The sequence below is a fragment of the Streptococcus dentiloxodontae genome (assembly GCF_053206925.1).
The window spans coordinates 208,024-224,401 of sequence record NZ_JBRUHR010000002.1; the positions used below are offsets into that span (position 1 = coordinate 208,024).

The 16,378-nt window shown below is 40.2% G+C and carries 20 protein-coding genes; 4 read left to right on the top strand and 16 right to left on the bottom strand.

Going from position 1 to position 16,378, the window contains the following annotated elements; translation table 11 throughout:
- Positions 1-40 precede the first annotated feature (40 nt).
- From ACVRZ8_RS02440 to ACVRZ8_RS02485, 10 genes are all read right to left on the bottom strand, one after another.
- Positions 41-784, bottom strand: coding sequence for an NUDIX hydrolase (locus ACVRZ8_RS02440; RefSeq protein ID WP_447447741.1), 744 nt, complete (start codon positions 782-784; stop codon positions 41-43).
- A complete protein-coding gene (gene pnuC, locus ACVRZ8_RS02445; RefSeq protein ID WP_447447742.1) occupies positions 784-1,578 on the bottom strand; it encodes a nicotinamide riboside transporter PnuC in 795 nt (264 codons plus the stop codon). The genes ACVRZ8_RS02440 and pnuC overlap by 1 nt, the downstream gene beginning before the upstream one ends.
- A 73-nt stretch (positions 1,579-1,651) precedes the next feature.
- On the bottom strand, positions 1,652-2,230 hold the full coding sequence (locus tag ACVRZ8_RS02450) for an NUDIX domain-containing protein (RefSeq protein ID WP_447447743.1): 579 nt from the start codon (positions 2,228-2,230) through the stop codon (positions 1,652-1,654).
- A gap of 470 nt (positions 2,231-2,700) precedes the next feature.
- On the bottom strand, positions 2,701-3,297 hold the full coding sequence (locus ACVRZ8_RS02455) for a response regulator transcription factor (RefSeq protein WP_447447744.1): 597 nt from the start codon (positions 3,295-3,297) through the stop codon (positions 2,701-2,703).
- A complete protein-coding gene (locus ACVRZ8_RS02460; protein WP_447447745.1) occupies positions 3,294-4,388 on the bottom strand; it encodes a sensor histidine kinase in 1,095 nt (364 codons plus the stop codon). Before ACVRZ8_RS02460 ends, ACVRZ8_RS02455 begins: the two co-directional genes overlap by 4 nt.
- Positions 4,388-5,134: an ABC transporter permease gene (locus ACVRZ8_RS02465; RefSeq protein WP_447447746.1), complete on the bottom strand. Its 747-nt coding sequence runs from the start codon at positions 5,132-5,134 to the stop codon at positions 4,388-4,390. The genes ACVRZ8_RS02460 and ACVRZ8_RS02465 overlap by 1 nt, the downstream gene beginning before the upstream one ends.
- On the bottom strand, positions 5,121-6,017 hold the full coding sequence (locus ACVRZ8_RS02470; protein WP_447447747.1) for an ABC transporter ATP-binding protein: 897 nt from the start codon (positions 6,015-6,017) through the stop codon (positions 5,121-5,123). The genes ACVRZ8_RS02465 and ACVRZ8_RS02470 overlap by 14 nt, the downstream gene beginning before the upstream one ends.
- A gap of 35 nt (positions 6,018-6,052) precedes the next feature.
- Complete coding sequence (locus tag ACVRZ8_RS02475) at positions 6,053-6,418, bottom strand: EXLDI protein (RefSeq protein ID WP_447447748.1); 366 nt, start codon at positions 6,416-6,418, stop codon at positions 6,053-6,055.
- A 20-nt stretch (positions 6,419-6,438) separates the two neighbouring features.
- A complete protein-coding gene (locus ACVRZ8_RS02480; RefSeq protein WP_447447749.1) occupies positions 6,439-6,606 on the bottom strand; it encodes a hypothetical protein in 168 nt (55 codons plus the stop codon).
- Positions 6,607-6,615: 9 nt separating this feature from the next.
- Entirely contained in the window at positions 6,616-6,813 is a 198-nt protein-coding gene (locus ACVRZ8_RS02485) for a hypothetical protein (protein ID WP_447447750.1), read from the bottom strand.
- A gap of 465 nt (positions 6,814-7,278) precedes the next feature.
- Between ACVRZ8_RS02485 and ACVRZ8_RS02490 the strand changes: the two genes are divergently transcribed.
- Together ACVRZ8_RS02490 and ACVRZ8_RS02495 are read left to right on the top strand one after the other, a co-directional pair.
- Complete coding sequence (locus ACVRZ8_RS02490) at positions 7,279-7,578, top strand: YbaB/EbfC family nucleoid-associated protein (protein ID WP_447447751.1); 300 nt, start codon at positions 7,279-7,281, stop codon at positions 7,576-7,578.
- Positions 7,579-7,781: 203 nt separating this feature from the next.
- Entirely contained in the window at positions 7,782-9,443 is a 1,662-nt protein-coding gene (locus ACVRZ8_RS02495) for an N-acetylmuramoyl-L-alanine amidase family protein (protein ID WP_447447752.1), read from the top strand.
- A gap of 82 nt (positions 9,444-9,525) precedes the next feature.
- Here the strand turns inward: ACVRZ8_RS02495 and ACVRZ8_RS02500 are convergent, their stop codons facing one another.
- From ACVRZ8_RS02500 to ACVRZ8_RS02520, 5 genes are all read right to left on the bottom strand, one after another.
- Positions 9,526-10,275: a hypothetical protein gene (locus tag ACVRZ8_RS02500; protein ID WP_447447753.1), complete on the bottom strand. Its 750-nt coding sequence runs from the start codon at positions 10,273-10,275 to the stop codon at positions 9,526-9,528.
- Entirely contained in the window at positions 10,272-11,165 is an 894-nt protein-coding gene (locus tag ACVRZ8_RS02505) for an ABC transporter ATP-binding protein (RefSeq protein ID WP_447447754.1), read from the bottom strand. The genes ACVRZ8_RS02500 and ACVRZ8_RS02505 overlap by 4 nt, the downstream gene beginning before the upstream one ends.
- Positions 11,158-11,358, bottom strand: coding sequence for a PLDc N-terminal domain-containing protein (locus ACVRZ8_RS02510; protein WP_447447755.1), 201 nt, complete (start codon positions 11,356-11,358; stop codon positions 11,158-11,160). The genes ACVRZ8_RS02505 and ACVRZ8_RS02510 overlap by 8 nt, the downstream gene beginning before the upstream one ends.
- Positions 11,348-12,085: a MerR family transcriptional regulator gene (locus ACVRZ8_RS02515; RefSeq protein ID WP_447447756.1), complete on the bottom strand. Its 738-nt coding sequence runs from the start codon at positions 12,083-12,085 to the stop codon at positions 11,348-11,350. Before ACVRZ8_RS02515 ends, ACVRZ8_RS02510 begins: the two co-directional genes overlap by 11 nt.
- A 133-nt stretch (positions 12,086-12,218) precedes the next feature.
- Positions 12,219-12,740, bottom strand: coding sequence for a DUF536 domain-containing protein (locus ACVRZ8_RS02520; RefSeq protein ID WP_447447757.1), 522 nt, complete (start codon positions 12,738-12,740; stop codon positions 12,219-12,221).
- Positions 12,741-12,881: 141 nt separating this feature from the next.
- Here ACVRZ8_RS02520 and ACVRZ8_RS02525 point away from each other — a divergent pair, with 141 nt between their 5' ends.
- Positions 12,882-13,235: a metal-sulfur cluster assembly factor gene (locus tag ACVRZ8_RS02525; protein ID WP_447447758.1), complete on the top strand. Its 354-nt coding sequence runs from the start codon at positions 12,882-12,884 to the stop codon at positions 13,233-13,235.
- Between the two features lie 64 nt (positions 13,236-13,299).
- Here the strand turns inward: ACVRZ8_RS02525 and ilvD are convergent, their stop codons facing one another.
- Positions 13,300-15,009, bottom strand: a complete 1,710-nt coding sequence (gene ilvD, locus ACVRZ8_RS02530) for a dihydroxy-acid dehydratase (RefSeq protein ID WP_447447759.1) — start codon at positions 15,007-15,009, stop codon at positions 13,300-13,302.
- A gap of 167 nt (positions 15,010-15,176) precedes the next feature.
- On the opposite strand from ilvD, the gene aao reads away from it, so the two are divergent.
- Entirely contained in the window at positions 15,177-16,352 is a 1,176-nt protein-coding gene (gene aao / locus ACVRZ8_RS02535) for an aminoacetone oxidase (RefSeq protein WP_447447760.1), read from the top strand.
- Positions 16,353-16,378 lie beyond the last annotated feature (26 nt).

A 16,378-nucleotide genomic window follows, 5' to 3' on the forward strand; every position in this document is an offset into this window, starting at 1 on the left:
ATAATTCAAGCAGAAACCGTTACTTCATTTCTGCTGAAGACTACAAATCTTTTTGAATCTGCCAAGCAAAGAGACTAGCCTGTCTTTTACTTGTCTTAACTTTTTGATTTGTCTTAGTGAAAAACTGCTTATGTTTTCGCAAAAAATCTGTTGAATTCATGGTTAGAAATTTAGGATCAAATTGGCCATAGAGCTGGCGATAAGCAGTCATTGTATTCAAAGCCGGCAAAATCTGCAAAATAGACGGCAGATACGACAGACGATTTCTAATTCGTTTCATCGCAGCACGTAAAATATCATAATGGTCAAAAGCAAAATCTGATTGACTAATTTGCTGATCGTCCATTACCAGCTGCAAGTCCCCTGACGCATCTACAGAAAGATTTGCCCAATACATTTCATCTGTCGTATTGACCCGTTTTTTTACTTTCATATCAGGGGAAAGATAAACGAGATAAGCAACAGAAACAACCCACAAACGGCTGTCCCGCTCAGGCTCAGAGAATGTTGCCAGCTGTTCCGTCTGATATGGTTGGACAGCAAAGCCTGTTTTTTCCTCAATTTTTTGCAGCAGATTATCTTCCAGCGTCATACCATTAGGCTGAAAACCGCCAACCAAAGCATAGCGGCCAGCATTAGCATCATCTGCATAGCGGGCACTGCGTTTCAACAATAAAACTTGCAGTTTTGTCCCATGATAACGAAGAAGAACACCATCAATGGCCAAACTGGGACGATTGTACAGCCACTGCTTTTTCTCTTGGTAGTCTTTTAGACTTAACATTAGACCTCCGTTTTTTTGGCAGCCTTGGACCACTGGTACCAACCGACCAAGCTGTTAATTAGGTAAATAAAGTATTTTCCTTGAATTTGCAGGCTTTCTCCCCACCAGAGATAGATGGAAAAGATGTTTGTTGCCGCCCAGAAAATCCATTGCTCACGATAAACAGCTGTCATCAGCAGCTGACCGACACCATTGGTCGCATCTGTCACTGAATCCCGGAAAGGACGATTGGCACCGATTGATTTATAAATAAAACCAAAAGTCAGCCACCAAAGAATCGTAATGAACAAATATTTAATCCAATTTCTAATATCAAGTTTACGAGCGACAAAAGATTGTTCCTCTTTTTTGAATTGGGCTTGATAAATCCAAACAAGAAGACCAATTGGCTGCATGGCAGTGAAATAAAGAGTGGTCAGCACCTCACCATAAAATCCCTTTTGCAGCGCCAATATCAAATAAATAACAGAATTAATCAGACCAAAGAAATAATTACTGGCGCGACCTTCTGAAACGAAAATAACACAGATAATTCCTGTCAGACTGCAAATCATACCAATCCAATCTTTGATTTCATGCTCATAAATGAGTTCCAGCCAAACAGGAAAAGAACCTAGAACAAGCAGATAAAGCCAAGCTGGTAAACTTCGGTTGGCAAAAAGGTCATCCCAGATTATTTTCAAGGTTCCTAAAAAACCAGCTCGCTTCATACCCGCCGCCATACGGCTAAAGCCCTTTGTCATTTCCTCAATAGTTTGTTTTGCGCCTTCGATTCTTTTGTTAAGATAATTCATTTGTTTCTCCTTTTGTTTTTAGAGAGCCGTGTCTGCTGACTTGCGGATGCAACGCTCTATGTTTTTATTTAAATTACAAATTTCCTTTGGCAAATAGCAGTAAAGCCAATTGGGTACGGGCTGTTAGGTTTTGACAGTTCAGCACATAATCCAAAGCCTCTTCTTGATTTACCCAGAAATAATCAATAACCTCTCCTTGACCTAGATCCTGACGAGTATTGATACTGTCATCTATTTCAACGATAACCGGTGCCACCCGTTCATTGGTCATTCCTACTGTCGAATAGGTAGCTGGCAAAACTCTGATAACTTTAGCACTGCTGTAACCAGTTTCCTCTGCCAATTCACGCAGAGCCGCTGCTGCCTCATCTTCTCCCGGATCAATCAAACCGCTGGGAACTGAGTAAGCATAGCCATTAATCGGATAACGGAATTCTCTGACCATTAAAAATTTGTCATGAGACTGGTTGACCGCAAAAACAGTTACCGCATCAATAAGCTTATCTTGAAAGTTTTCAAGAGACAGTTCACGGCGAGAAGCCACATAATAAGCCAACTGTTCTTGATTATCAAGCTCAAAATCAGCCTGATAAAGACTCAAAAACTTGTTTTTTGACAGCGCTTCTAGACTCTTTAGTTTTACTTTTGTCATAGGTCACCTTCTTTCAATAATAGTAAATTTACTATTTATGTTTATATTATACCTTTCAAAACGCAGTTGTCAATAATGAAATGAAGAAAATTCAGCTAAATACCTTCTTAATAGGAGAGAGACTGCTTAAAAAGTCACTCTTGACCAAACCCTAGCTAATGTAACAGACAATATTAAAACAGAGTTTGGAGCAAAAGTAGTTCCAAACTCTGTTTTAGTAACCTCAAAATTGTGAAGCGCAATGGTTGGGATTCAAAACGTCCAGTGGATGATTTGAGGTGACCAAGCAACTGTCCTCAACTTAAAATTTCCCCTGAACACTTCATTAGATGTTTTCTAAGACTTGCTAAGAAATCAAAGACTAGGTCTTAACGATTTTTATACGTAATCTTCACGATTACACTCTTCTGTGGGTGTTTGCATAGCAATCATCGTGGTTTGTCCCACTCGCATTATTTGTCAGTTTTTTGCTATAGCCAGCCCTTTTCACGCGCAATCCGCACCGCATCAGTACGGTTGCTGGCAGACAGCTTGGTAAAGATAGCTGTCATATAGTTGCGGACGGTGCCGTGTGACAGGAAAAGCTGCTCTGCGATTTCCCGATTAGAAGATCCTTTGGCTGCAAAGCTCAGCACTTCTTGCTCTCTCTCGCTCAAAGGATTGCTGGCAAAGGTCGCTTCTTCAATCAGTTCAGGAGAATATTCCCGCTGACCTAATAGAACTGTATGAATGGTTTTCATCAACTCACTAGCAGAACGATCCTTAAGCACATAGGCATCTACATGACTAGCAAGAGCACGTTTGAAATAGCCAGCTCGTTTAAAAGTAGTCACGATGATGACTTTCGTGTCCTTGTTTGCGCGAATCCATTCTAGCACATCAAGTCCCGTTTTAATCGGCATTTCGATATCAAGAATCGCTACATCAACAGCCTGATCTTGAAGCAAATCAATGGCTTCCTGACCGTTGCTCGCCTGATAAATCTCCTCAACATCATCTTCCATGAGCAGAAGCTGACAGAGGGCATCCCGCAACATGGACTGGTCTTCAGCAACTAGTAATTTCATTGTCGGCCTCCTTCTTCTAAAGTCACACGAATAAGGGTTGGATCTTGATTGGATAAAATCATAACATCACCCATGACCAGTTGCAGCCGCTCCTTGATCGAATGCAGCTCCTCACCAGTCAACTGGCGAAAACCACAGCCATCATCGCTGACATCAATGATTAACTTGTCTTCCCTATAGAGTTTGATATGGCACTGACTGGCTCTGGCATGCTTGATGATATTAGTGGTTAATTCGCGTAAAATCATGGTCATGCTAGACTGAATCACTGGCGATAGCGCGGCTAAGTTCAACTGATTATCTATCGTTAGGTCAATCTCCGACATGGCAAACATCTCTGTGATATTGTCCAACTCTTCAGCCACCGTGCGGTATTTGAGATTGTTAACCAGCTCACGGACATTTTTCATGGACTCTTTACTGATTTGATTGAGATCTAGCAACTCCTTACGAACGGCAGCCAGATTCTCCTTGTCCAACTGCCGCAGCGCCAGCTCCGTCTTCAAAGTCATCATAGCAAAGGTATGTCCCAAGGTGTCGTGCAAATCACGCCCAATCCGATTGCGCTCAGTTTCCGCGGCTAGTAGGTTAATGGTCTCATTTTTCTTATACAGTTCATCCTGCATCTCACTTTCTATCCGAATCCTGTACTGAGAATAAGTCATAAAGAGAATGAAGATGGGAATAATGGTCACCATAAGGCGTTCAAAAAAACTAGCAGATTGTATTTCCCCACCGATAACAGTTACCAATAGAGCTAGAAAATAGCTGAAGGCACGATAGGATTTGACCCTATCTCGAAAACGCCAAACCAAAAGATTGCTGTGAAAAAAGAAGAACCAGGCAAATCCACCATTATAAACACAAGACATGTAAACTGTATAAGCTAGAGAATAAAGCCAAAGAACCGCAATCATCTTGCGGTAAGTCTTTGGAATTCTCACGAGGACAATGTAGGAAATTGCAAATAATATTGTTGGTACTAAAGTCCATAGAGGATAACTCAGAAAAAGAGCTCCAGCAATGGGATAGGCCATAAAAACCAAAGCCAAGTAATAAAGCAAGTTATAATTCTTAAAAGGGCGAAACATTATTTTACCTCAAGTTTTTTTCCGACTGCCAAGGCAATCACTAAAACTATGATAGCATATCCTGCGAGAATTAACAGGGAGCGGACGGAGAAATCATCCTTGAAGTAAGATAGTAGGAGATTATTGAGGTGATAAGTCGGAGTATATTTTGCCAGTTTTTGCATAAAGTCTGGGAAGGTTGAGATTGGCATCCAAAGGCCACCCAAGACTGCCAAGCCCATGTAGAAAACATTAGCAACCAGTGACAAGGTTTGGGACGATTTGATATGAGCAAAGAGAGCCCCAAAAGGCATGAAGCAAATCCCTCCAACAAATAAGATACCAGCACTGGTCAACCAGTGTTGAGCCGACATATTAACACCTTTACCAAAATGCCCTACCGCAAAAACGGCTATGATAGCAAGGACAAAGTAGACTAAAACCCCAATAATTTTACTAGCATAATATTGCCACAAGGGAATAGGGCTATGCTGAATGCTTTTGAAACGGTTACCATTTCGATCTTCTTGAAAAGCATAAGGCAGGGTAAAGAAAGCAAAACTGAGACTGGAAAAGGCTGTCATTTGCAGCATATAGCGACGCACCCAGTAAGTTACTTGTGCCTTAGTCATGCCATCACCACTTGCCCAAATGGTGGTGAAAAGTAAGAAGAAAGCAAGCGGCATTCCAATGGCCATGACAAGGTTGGATAAAGAGCGCTTATTGATGAGGAATTCCTGATGAAGGATTGCTTTAAATGTTTTCATGATCTTTCTCCTTTGCCATATCAAAAATCGTGTTTAAGAGGGTGCGGTTGGTCATTTCGATATCCTCAATCGGACACTTGGCTTCTACCAGCAAGTCCCAGATGAGCTGCGGGTGCTTGGTGGTAAAGGAAAGTGTGTCTGTCTTAACAACTAGGTCACTAATAGCCTGTTCCTTAATAACTGATAGATAGTCAACAGGCAAAGTAAAGACCTTTTCCTTCTCTTCGGCACGCATGAGATAAGGCGTTGTATCGCGCAGCAATTTTCCCTGATGCAAGACCAAAATCCTGTCTGCCGTATGTTCCACTTCCTCGATATAATGACTAGAATAAATGATGGTTTTGCCAGCTTTCTTCAAATCAGTGACAATCTCCCAGAAACGCTTGCGGGTGCTCGTGTCCATGCCAGCTGTCGGTTCATCTAAGATGAGAATGTCAGGTTGACCCACCAGTACTTGGATAAAGGCCAAGAGCCGCCTTTGGCCACCAGAGAGCTTTTCAGCGAATTGTTCTTTTTGCTGGTTAGAGAAATTAAGCAGGGCATTGATTTTCTCGTCAGAAAGTGGCTTAGAGTATATAGCCTTTTGAAAATCCAACAACTCCGAAACTTTGAGCTTCTGCTCAGTCTGATTCTCTTGAAAAAGAATACCAACTCTTGCTTTCAGGCTCGGATGCTTGGCATCCTTACCGAGCACCTCTACAGTTCCTGATGTTGGGACGTAATCCCCTAACAAGCAGTTCATTAAGGTTGTTTTACCAGCACCATTGGGACCAATGAGTGCTAAACAATCACCTTCCTTAACCTCAAAAGAAATACTCTGCAAAACTTTTTTCGTTTTAAACTGCTTAGATAAGTTTGAAACGCTTATAACAGTGTTCGTCATATTATGCTCCTCCATATGATATTTCTAATTTAATCTCAAATATCCAAAAATTCAATGATTTCGCCATCTCGAACTTTTATAGCTAATTTTTTAATAATATCCTTGCTCAAGTATTTTTCAAAGGATTTCAAGTCATCCGCAATTTCAAAAATATTATTTTCCTCAACCTGATTGGAATCAAAGCTTAAGTTTTCTTTACCTTTATCCCAGTAGTTCCAATTAACATCTGTCCGCTCATAATAGACATAATGCTTCTTTTTGGTTAGGTAAATCCTTCGCGAAATCAGCTTCTGATTGTCCTCAGATGTGACCGTATGAGAGTAGAGTTTATGCCCTTGAAAGACTTTGTAAGAGCGAATGCCATCTTCCAAAAAGCTGAGTTTGATTTCTTGATAAGTCATTTATTTCCTTTCCCCTTTCACTATTTTTTAAGATAAGGAAAAATGCCATAAAAGATTGTCATGCAAATCCCCATAAGCGTATAAACATACCAGAGCGATATGCCTGCAAAATAATTAGTAGTCAAAGCTAGAACACCAATAAATACTGCAATCACGATAAAAATGAGCAGTAATTTCAATGATTTCATCCTGTCCTCCTAATCCAGTAACTCTTTGAGGAGAGATTTCGCCATTCCAATTAAAACAGAAACTGAAATCAACAAACCAATCAGATACCCTATATGTGAAAAGATAACTTCCAAATTTAATTTCTCAAAAATACCTGTAAAGACGCTCAAACTTGCAAAAACAATGGCAATAATGCCATAAATGATGACAGCGATTCTATTTTTCATGAGATATAACTCCTTTTCTTTATGACTTTATTCTATTAGAAAATAGCTGCGCTTTTTAGCCCATAATGTCATGTCATGACATGACTTTTGTCATGTTACAAAGAAAGAGAGAAATAATAAAGAAAAATTCAAGCTTAAAAAAGATTAATCGTTCTTTCTTATCGGCTCTTTTTGTCCTTATCCCTATTGCTAATATAACGAAAGACACAAATCAATTAAGTGCAGACAATAAAAAGGTATTGCCGTCACCAGTCATAAATCACAGACAATACAAAAGGCTGCAAGGTTAGAAAGACTCTTAACCCCAAAAACAGACACTGAGGTTTTTCAAAAAATACAACTATTGCCCTAACTGAGGAGGTTTTGTCTTTTTTGTAAAATTTTTGCTATCTCCTATCTATTCATTTTCCGTCAACTTCATGCTATAATAAAGTATTAAAAATTTCTAGAAGGAATATAAAAATCATGATGAATATGAATAATATGATGAAACAGGCTCAAAAGCTGCAAAAGCAAATGGAGGCCAAGCAAGCTGAACTGGCTGCTGCAACCTTTACTGGAAAATCTGCTCAAAATTTGGTAGTCGCTGAGTTTACCGGTGACAAAAAATTAGTGGCTATCAATTTTGAGCAAGCCGTTGTTGATCCTGAGGATTTAGAAACCTTACAGGATATGACAGCACAAGCTGTTAATGATGCTCTCAGTCAAATTGATACAGCTACTCAAAAGACAATGGGTGCCTTTGCTGGAAAGCTCCCCTTCTAACTGCTAAGAAAAGCGAATCTGATTTTGTCCCTTGGATTCGTTTTTTTTGCCTAGCTATTGTCAGATAAATTAAATAAGATGAATAACAGAAAACAAAATGATTACAGAGTTTTTACTTTTTAATCACTTTCTTAATTTCTTGCCATATAACCTTTGAAAACCTTACATATTAAGATATAATTATGAAAGAAGGGGGAAATATTATGAGCAATAACTCATTTTCAAAAAAATATATTCTTTCACTATCATGTGCAACTGCTCTTTCTGTATTTGCACTTGCAACTGCGACAACTGTTTCAGGGGATGAGGTTGCTGCTGCAGAGACAACAAATACAGAGACCTATACTGCTACTAGCACTTATGATGCTAAATCAGCAACGGTTCCCGCCAGCAGCGAAGGTACTAATTCACAAACAGCCAGCAGTCAAACGGTGACAAGCGATTATTCAGCAAGCACTGCAAGCTCAGAAGTTCCTAATCAAGCGATTAGCCAATCTGAAGTCACAGCTAGTGAAACGGTTAACAGCTCTGCTATTGCTAGCAGCGAAGCACCGACTAGTGGAACTGTAGGCAGCAAAACCGCTAACAGCGAAACAGTATCTAGTGAAACAACTGACAGTCAAGCCACTAGCAGCGAAACATCAAGTTCTGAAAAAGCAACTAGTGAATCGGCTACAAGTGAAGACAGCAGCAATTCTGATAAAAAATCAGGATTCTACAGCGACTCTAATGGAAACTGGTACTACGCTGACGAAACAGGGAAAGCCGTCACTGGCCTTAAAACAATTGATGGTATCACTTACTACTTTGCTGACAATGGCATCCAAGCTAAAGGAAATGAAGTTAACCTTGATGGTAAAACATATTATTTTGACCCAGATTCTGGGGAAATTTGGACGAATCGCTTCCGTTACGTGTCAAGAACAACCTATATTAATGGTACCTATGATGACAACTGGGTTTACTATGGACAAGACGGCGCGCGTGTAACAGGAGCTCAAACCATTGATGGTGTGGAATACTATTTTGATGAAAATAGTGGTTACCAATACAAGTATAAAACCCTAACGAATAGTGACGGTACTATCAGCTATTACAATCGTGATACTGGAGCTAAAGTTTATAATAGCTGGGAAGGCGTACGACTCATGTACATTCGCGGTTATAATTTCTACTATTCTATCTATGTTGATGCTGATGGCCATCTTGCAACAGGTCTCAAAGATATTGATGGTCAGACCTACTATTTTAATCAGTATGGTTACTTGCAGCGCAATCAGCAAATCACCGTAGATGGCGTTAATTACTATGCAAGTTCTAATGGTTCTCTTGCCAAAAATCAAGCACTTGTTATAAATAAAGTGATTTATTATGCTGATAAGAATGGGGCTTTAACAGCTAATAGTCTTAAGAATCAATATTTTGAATTTAATGGCAACTGGTATTATGCAGACGCACAAGGAAATCTCACAACTGGCGTTCAGACTATCAATGGACAAGAGGTTTATTTTGATAACTACGGCCGCCAAGCCAAAGGAAAAATGGTACAGGTGGATACTTTGACCTATCGCTATTATGACGAAGATACGGGAGAAAAATGGACAAACCGCTATGTTCAGCTTGATGGTTCTTGGTATTATCTTGATGAGAAAGGCCAATCAGTAGCTGGTTCACAAGTCATCAATGGGGACAGTGTGTATTTCCACAGTAATGGTAAGCAAGCTAAGGGTGAGCTCGTTACAGTAAATGGAAAAATTCATTATTATGATGCTGATAGCGGAGCTCTGCTGCGTAATGCTATCCTAACCGTTGATAATGTTATCTATCATTTTGATGAAAATGGGGACGGAACTGCTGTAAAATAACAAGATTGATCTAACAAAAAACATTTGCCTTCGAACTTTGATGTTTAGAAAGTAAATGTTTTTTTATTGAGTTATTTCATAATCACTTTTCATTTGAATAGCGCAGTTTCATATTCATGATACCTAAGAGACTCAAGGCAAGTACAACGACCGAAATTAAAAACACCGTTTTAGGAATATCGCTATTATCAAAAATAGCTGACGCAGAAAGTAAAGCAGTTGGAGACCAATCATCAAAACTTGTTCCAGCAAATAACCCTGACAAGACAATAACCACTTCTAACAGCAAAGCTGATGCGAAGCTTGAACGAAAAAGAAGAGCCATAAAAACACCAAGGAAGATAAAAACGCTCATTCCCAGAAATTGGCAGATAAAGGCCATAAAAATATCCGACAAAGGCAGCCGATCAAAGAAAGTCCAAGTAACATAAAGACTGCTTAATTGGCCGCATAAAGCAGAAATGAGACCTAGCAAAAGTCCTATGCCTAATTTAGGGAGAAAAATTTGACTGGCTGATTGCCCTCTCGTTCGATAAAATAAGCGTAACGATTGGTTCTTGCCTAGCTGACACATATCCGCAATAAGATAAATTGCGACAAAGAGTGCTATTTGACTGGCATTTTTAAAGTAAGAAACCATCAACTGCTGCCATGTTGGATCTGGTAATGTTAATGCCTGTGTTGAAGCGTCTCCCATAGAGGCAATAATATCGTTAGCATAGTAAGTAAACAAGGGCGAACTGACTCCCGAAAAAATAAAAAGCAGGCAAAGAAGCATTAATTTACGGCTGCGCCACCATCTTATCCACTCTAATCGTAATAAAGTCGTCATCTTGCTCCTCCTTTTTCAGCCTTAGCCACACAATCTTTAAAAGCCTGTGTTAGATCATAAGGATTTTCTCTAAAGGAGACAATCTTGTCAGCTATACCGTCTAAATGCAATAGGCAAGCCGTAGATTGTTCTTGCGGGAAAATCACTGTTCTTGGTTTCTCTTCCAAAATTTCAGCTGAAATTCCATTTTGCAAAAGAAATTGATAAACTGCAGCTGTATCTTCTTTTTTACGAACCTCTACTTCTGCATATTGATAGCTCTGCTGTAAAAATGGGGTTAAATCTCCCTGATACAGCAGACGTCCTTTATCAAGCACAATCAAGGAATCAGCAATAGTTTGAATATCTTTTAAGAGATGGCTCGATACAACAACTGTACAGTTTTTTGAAATTTCTTCAATCAGAGAAAGCATGTCTTCTCTGCCAAAGGGATCCAAAGCACTGGTCGGCTCATCCAAAAAAACAATTTGCGGTTCTAAAATCAGAACCGAAGCAATTCCTAAACGCTGCTTCATTCCACGAGAGAAATCACCAACATAGCTGCTCATATGAGCTTGATTTAGTCCAACAAAATTCAGCAGCTCGGCTATTTTTCCAGTATCAATCTTTTTGCCGTAAAGTGCCAAAGACTGTTCTAAAACCTCATCAGGTTTCAAACAGCCCTCAAAGCTAGGTGTATCAGGACAATAAGCGATGTCTTTACTGGGCAGACAAATCTTTCCTTTCGCCTTCTTCAACTGGCCAAAAATGGTATGAATAAGAGTTGTTTTGCCAGCACCATTAGGACCTATCAGACCGATAACCCCTGCTTTTTCCGAAATAGACAGATTGATTTGCTTCAATGCTTTGAACTGACCAAAGGATACTGTCAAATCCCGAACTTCAATCATAGTCGTCCTCCTTGCCTAAGCGTCCCAAAATGAAATACATAACACCGCCTAAGGGCATTGAAAGCAAACAGAGCAAGGCCCAAATTCCCTTAGAAAGATAGCGTGTGCCTCTGCTGGTAAAAATATCGTACCAGCAAAAACCAACATAAAACAGGACAAGTAACATTAAAGGAATGAGTAGTTTAAGAGACATGTCTTTTCTCCTTTTCATCTAAAATTTCAATGCAGTGACTTTTGATATGACAAGCCGGACAAGTCAGCCTGCGCGTTCTCAGAGTATGACTGGCAAAAAGAAATTCTTTAAAATTCGCCTTAAAAACAGTATCACACTCTGGACAAATGTAAGAAACCTGCTGATAAAATGATTTGACTAAAATAAAGGTGTATAGACAAGCGAGGCCAAAACCAATTACAAAGGGATACAGCGTTTGCCACTGAAATGACAGCCATAAGCCCAGCCAAATCACAATATTGCCAAAAAAGCCCAAAATAATCATGTGACGGTAGAATTGATGGTATTTTTTACGTTCTTCCATAAAATTTGTCAATGTTGTCATCGTTTCTGGTGACATTTTTGACCACAAGGTTAGATCTTTAGAAAGCTTGACAGCTCTGTCAAGTTTATTTTGCTTATCAGAAATTTCTGTCTGAAGACTTTGGATATGTTCTTTCAAAAGTAAAGCCAAAACTTCTTTGGCATTTCTTTCTGCTAAGATAGTTTTAATATGTTCAATAGAAAAATCCAGCTCTCGTAAAAAGCAAATCATGTGCAGACGCTTTAGATCCTCTTCACTGTAAAGACGTCTTCCACCCTCACTTATTGAAGAGGGAATTAAAATACCGCGCTTATCATAATATTGAACTGTCCGAACAGAAACTTGACAAGCCTTAGCCAATTCACCAGTTGTATAAAATGACATATTTTCTCCTTTCATGTCTTCATCTTACTACATGACCTAAGGTCATATGCAAGACTTTTGATAGAAAAAACACAATTTTTTTAATAACAAACTGCTAAGCACAAAAAAAGCCCTCGCAAATGCGGAGCTATTTTCAGCGACGGCCAAACATGCGGCCGAAGAAGCCTTTTTTCTTAGCTTCTCTTTCTTGTTTGGTTTGAATCTCTTCAACTTCTGCCTTGGCTTCATCCAATTCAAGCTGCAGTTGCTTGCTGTCTTCCATGGCTGCTAAGGTTAGACGCTGCTGCTGATCCAACTGCTTATCTTTCTCTGAGATTTGAACATCCTTGGTACGAAGCTGAGCATCCATATTGGACAGCTGTTCGTCTTTTGCTTTTAATTGCTCATAAAGCCGAGAAATTTCAGTATTTTTTTCATCAACTAAAATCTCCAAGAGTTCACGCTGCTTCGTTTCCTCATCAATAGGCTCATCATCAAAAATCGTTTTCTTATAAATTTCCTCTAACTTAATAAGACCGCTGCGATTAACAACTGTAACACCTTTTTCATTTTTATCTAAATCTTCTTCTGGTAGAGTCTTGATGCGATTATTGACTGCTTGGCGGCTGACGCCAAGAATTTCAGCAAGTTCGCTGACCGTTTTTTCAATAGCCATAATATCCTCTTTTTTCGTGGTAGTAGTATTAAAATAGTAACATATCCCCTATTTTCTGTCAATTTTGTTAATAGCAGAGCTATTGCCAGAAAACTCAAAATATGCCATAATAAGACAAATACCGTTTTGAAAGGATAACTCATGGCAACTTTTCGTGATGATATCAAGATTAATGATGGTGTACTGCCCTTTACCAAAGAAATCGCTGATAAAATGCAAACTGTCTTTGACCCAGAAATTGAGCTTGATATTTATAATTTAGGCTTGATTTATGAAATTAATATCGATGAAACTGGCCACTGCGATTTCCTTATGACCTTCACAGATACTAATTGTGGCTGTGAAGACACGCTTCCTATTGAGGTAGCTGACAAGCTCAAGTCTATTGACGGTATTAATTCTGTTAAGGTGGAAACGACCTACAATCCAGTATGGAAAATGACTCGTATCAGTCGTTACGGCCGTATCGCATTGGGCATCGCGCCGCGCAGGTAAGTTTATTTTATTACTATTAAAAAGAGTCTGGAAACCAAACTTCCAAACTCTTTTATTATATCTTCTATTTTCCTGATCTTTCTGTATTCCAGAAATCTGTCACAGCACCTTTGGCAGCTGAAGATACGGTGTGAGCGTATTTACCAAGGACGCCACGTGAGTAAAGCGGCGGAAGAACTGTCTCAGCCTTACGGCGTTCAAGTTCTTCGTCTGAAACATGCATAGTGATTTCTTTGGTGTCTTGATCAACCGTAACCAAATCGCCTGTATGAAGATAGGCAATTGGACCGCCGTCTTGAGCTTCAGGAGCAATATGTCCGACAACCAGACCGTAAGTTCCGCCTGAGAAGCGACCGTCAGTCAGAAGTGCAACCTTGTCTCCTTGTCCCTTACCGACAATCATGGATGAGAGAGAAAGCATTTCCGGCATACCAGGACCGCCTTTAGGACCAACAAAACGGACAACAACAACATCGCCATCAACGATATCATCTGAAAGAACCGCTTCAATAGCTTCTTCTTCTGAATCAAAGACCTTAGCAGGGCCGGTATGATTACGAACTTTAACCCCTGAAACCTTGGCAACAGCACCATCTGGTGCCAAATTACCTTTAAGGATAATAAGCGGACCATCTGCACGTTTAGGATGCTCAAGTGGCATGATAACCTTTTGACCTGGTGTCAAATCTGGGAAATCAGCCAAGTTTTCAGCAACGGTTTTGCCAGTACAAGTGATGCGATCGCCATGAAGGAAACCATTAGCCAAAAGGTATTTCATCACAGCTGGCACACCGCCAACCTCATAGAGATCTTGGAAGACATATTGACCGGATGGCTTCAAATCAGCCAAGTGAGGAACTCTTTCTTGGAAATCATTGAAATCTTCAAGAGTCAGATCCACATTGGCTGCGTGAGCAATGGCCAGCAAATGCAGAGTAGCATTGGTTGAGCCGCCAAGTGCCATGGTTACAGTAATAGCATCTTCAAAAGCTTCACGAGTCAGAATATCAGATGGTTTTATGCCTAATTCAAGCATTTTGACAACCGCACGACCAGCTTCTTCAATATCAGCTTTTTTCTCTGGAGATTCAGCTGGGTGAGAAGAAGAGCCTGGAAGACTAAGTCCCAGAACTTCAATATTGGTAGCCATCGTATTGGCCGTATACATACCGCCACAGCCGCCAGGACCCGGGCAGGCATTACACTCAATTGCACGTACTTCTTCGGCTGTTATATCGCCATGGTTCCATTTTCCGATACCTTCAAAAACCGAAACCAAATCAATATCTTTACCATCAAGATTTCCCGGTGCAATCGTTCCCCCGTAAGCAAAGATAGCCGGAATATCCATATTGGCCATAGCGATGACAGAGCCGGGCATGTTCTTATCGCAGCCGCCAATAGCAACAAAAGCATCTACATTATGGCCGCCCATGGCCGCTTCGATGGAATCTGCAATGATGTCCCGCGAAGTCAGAGAGAAACGCATTCCCTGCGTTCCCATAGCAATCCCATCTGCAACCGTAATGGTTCCATACTGGACAGGCCAAGCACCTGCATCTTTTACGCCTTCTTTAACAATCTTACCAAAATCATGAAGATGAATATTACATGGCGTATTTTCAGCCCAAGTTGAGATGACACCGACAATCGGCTGTTCAAAATGTTCGTCTTTCATCCCTGTTGCCCGCAGCATGGCACGGTTAGGTGACTTAACCATGCTGTCATAAACTGACGAGCGATGACGTAAATCTTTTAAATTTTTCTCAGTCATAACAGACCTCTTTTCTGTTTACTTTAACATTACTATTTTAGCACAAAATCAGCTGAGTAACACGATAAAATCACTATTTCCCAAAAAGTCTGATAATTACTCTGCTGCTTCAATAAATGGTAACTTAGTAATCAGATCGTCTCCAAAGTTTATGGTAGAATAGAATCATGACACATTTTGAAACAATTATTATCGGAGGCGGGCCTGCTGGTATGATGGCAGCAATAGCAGCCAGCTGGCACGGAAAAAAGACGCTGCTTCTGGAAAAAAATAAACGTCTGGGCAAAAAGCTGGCTGGAACTGGCGGCGGACGATGCAACGTTACTAATAACGGAACACTTGATGATCTTATGGATGGGATTCCTGGAAACGGACGCTTTCTCTACAGTGTTTTCTCTCAATTTGACAACCACGATATTATCCATTTTTTTGAAGATAATGGCGTTTCTTTAAAAGTCGAAGATCACGGACGGGTTTTCCCAGTTACAGATAAATCTCAGACTATCATTCAGGCTTTAGAGAAGAAGATTCTTGCCCTAGGCGCTCAGATTTGGACCCAGTTTGAAGTCGTTTCAGTTAAGAAAAGAGAGCATCTCTTTCATATCAAATCGGCTGACCAAGAACTAACCTGTAAGCAATTGATTGTAACAACTGGCGGTAAATCTTATCCTTCAACAGGATCAACTGGTTTTGGCTATGATATTGCTCGCCACTTTAATCTTGAGCTTACACCGCTTGAAGCCGCCGAAAGTCCTCTTCTGACCAATTTCCCGCATAAGGTATTGCAGGGAATCTCATTAAGTGATATAACCCTTAGCTACGGCAAACATGTCATCACCCATGACCTACTCTTTACTCACTTTGGACTTTCAGGTCCAGCTGCCTTGCGACTATCCAGTTTCATCAAGGGCGGCGAAACCATTTACTTAGATTTTTTACCTCAAATGACAGCTGATTATCTGCTCCAGCATTTAACCCAAAACCGAGAAAAAACGGTAAAAAATGCCCTAAAAATCCTAGTCCCTGAACGAATAGCTGAGTTTCTGAGCGACAGCAAAGCAAATCAGAAAATTAAACAGCTTGGAAAGGCTGATACTGAAGTACTGATAACCAGACTTAAAGCTCTGCCGATTCCTGTTACAGGTAAAATGACATTAGCCAAATCCTTTGTCACTAAGGGTGGAATTAAGCTTAAGGAAATCAATCCCAAAACTCTAGAAAGCAAAAAAGTAACGGGCCTCCATTTTGCCGGTGAAGTGTTGGATATTAATGCCCACACTGGCGGTTTTAATATCACTGCTGCTCTATGTACTGGCTGGGTTGCAGGAAGCTCACCTGATTAAAAATGAAAACTCAGACTGAAGAGGTG

Bases quoted from the DNA above. Each gene is read 5' to 3' on its own strand.
- ACVRZ8_RS02460 (WP_447447745.1), bottom strand. From the start codon at position 4,388: ATGTTTCGCCCTTTTAAGAATTATAACTTGCTTTATTACTTGGCTTTG.
- ilvD (WP_447447759.1), bottom strand. From the start codon at position 15,009: ATGACTGAGAAAAATTTAAAAGATTTACGTCATCGCTCGTCAGTTTAT.
- ACVRZ8_RS02525 (WP_447447758.1), top strand. From the start codon at position 12,882: ATGGCAACTTTTCGTGATGATATCAAGATTAATGATGGTGTACTGCCC.
- ACVRZ8_RS02510 (WP_447447755.1), bottom strand. From the start codon at position 11,358: ATGTCTCTTAAACTACTCATTCCTTTAATGTTACTTGTCCTGTTTTAT.
- ACVRZ8_RS02505 (WP_447447754.1), bottom strand. From the start codon at position 11,165: ATGATTGAAGTTCGGGATTTGACAGTATCCTTTGGTCAGTTCAAAGCA.
- ACVRZ8_RS02515 (WP_447447756.1), bottom strand. From the start codon at position 12,085: ATGTCATTTTATACAACTGGTGAATTGGCTAAGGCTTGTCAAGTTTCT.
- ACVRZ8_RS02450 (WP_447447743.1), bottom strand. From the start codon at position 2,230: ATGACAAAAGTAAAACTAAAGAGTCTAGAAGCGCTGTCAAAAAACAAG.
- ACVRZ8_RS02490 (WP_447447751.1), top strand. From the start codon at position 7,279: ATGATGAATATGAATAATATGATGAAACAGGCTCAAAAGCTGCAAAAG.
- ACVRZ8_RS02440 (WP_447447741.1), bottom strand. From the start codon at position 784: ATGTTAAGTCTAAAAGACTACCAAGAGAAAAAGCAGTGGCTGTACAAT.
- ACVRZ8_RS02465 (WP_447447746.1), bottom strand. From the start codon at position 5,134: ATGAAAACATTTAAAGCAATCCTTCATCAGGAATTCCTCATCAATAAG.
- ACVRZ8_RS02475 (WP_447447748.1), bottom strand. From the start codon at position 6,418: ATGACTTATCAAGAAATCAAACTCAGCTTTTTGGAAGATGGCATTCGC.
- ACVRZ8_RS02485 (WP_447447750.1), bottom strand. From the start codon at position 6,813: ATGAAAAATAGAATCGCTGTCATCATTTATGGCATTATTGCCATTGTT.
- pnuC (WP_447447742.1), bottom strand. From the start codon at position 1,578: ATGAATTATCTTAACAAAAGAATCGAAGGCGCAAAACAAACTATTGAG.
- ACVRZ8_RS02480 (WP_447447749.1), bottom strand. From the start codon at position 6,606: ATGAAATCATTGAAATTACTGCTCATTTTTATCGTGATTGCAGTATTT.
- ACVRZ8_RS02495 (WP_447447752.1), top strand. From the start codon at position 7,782: ATGAGCAATAACTCATTTTCAAAAAAATATATTCTTTCACTATCATGT.
- ACVRZ8_RS02520 (WP_447447757.1), bottom strand. From the start codon at position 12,740: ATGGCTATTGAAAAAACGGTCAGCGAACTTGCTGAAATTCTTGGCGTC.
- ACVRZ8_RS02470 (WP_447447747.1), bottom strand. From the start codon at position 6,017: ATGACGAACACTGTTATAAGCGTTTCAAACTTATCTAAGCAGTTTAAA.
- ACVRZ8_RS02500 (WP_447447753.1), bottom strand. From the start codon at position 10,275: ATGACGACTTTATTACGATTAGAGTGGATAAGATGGTGGCGCAGCCGT.
- aao (WP_447447760.1), top strand. From the start codon at position 15,177: ATGACACATTTTGAAACAATTATTATCGGAGGCGGGCCTGCTGGTATG.
- ACVRZ8_RS02455 (WP_447447744.1), bottom strand. From the start codon at position 3,297: ATGAAATTACTAGTTGCTGAAGACCAGTCCATGTTGCGGGATGCCCTC.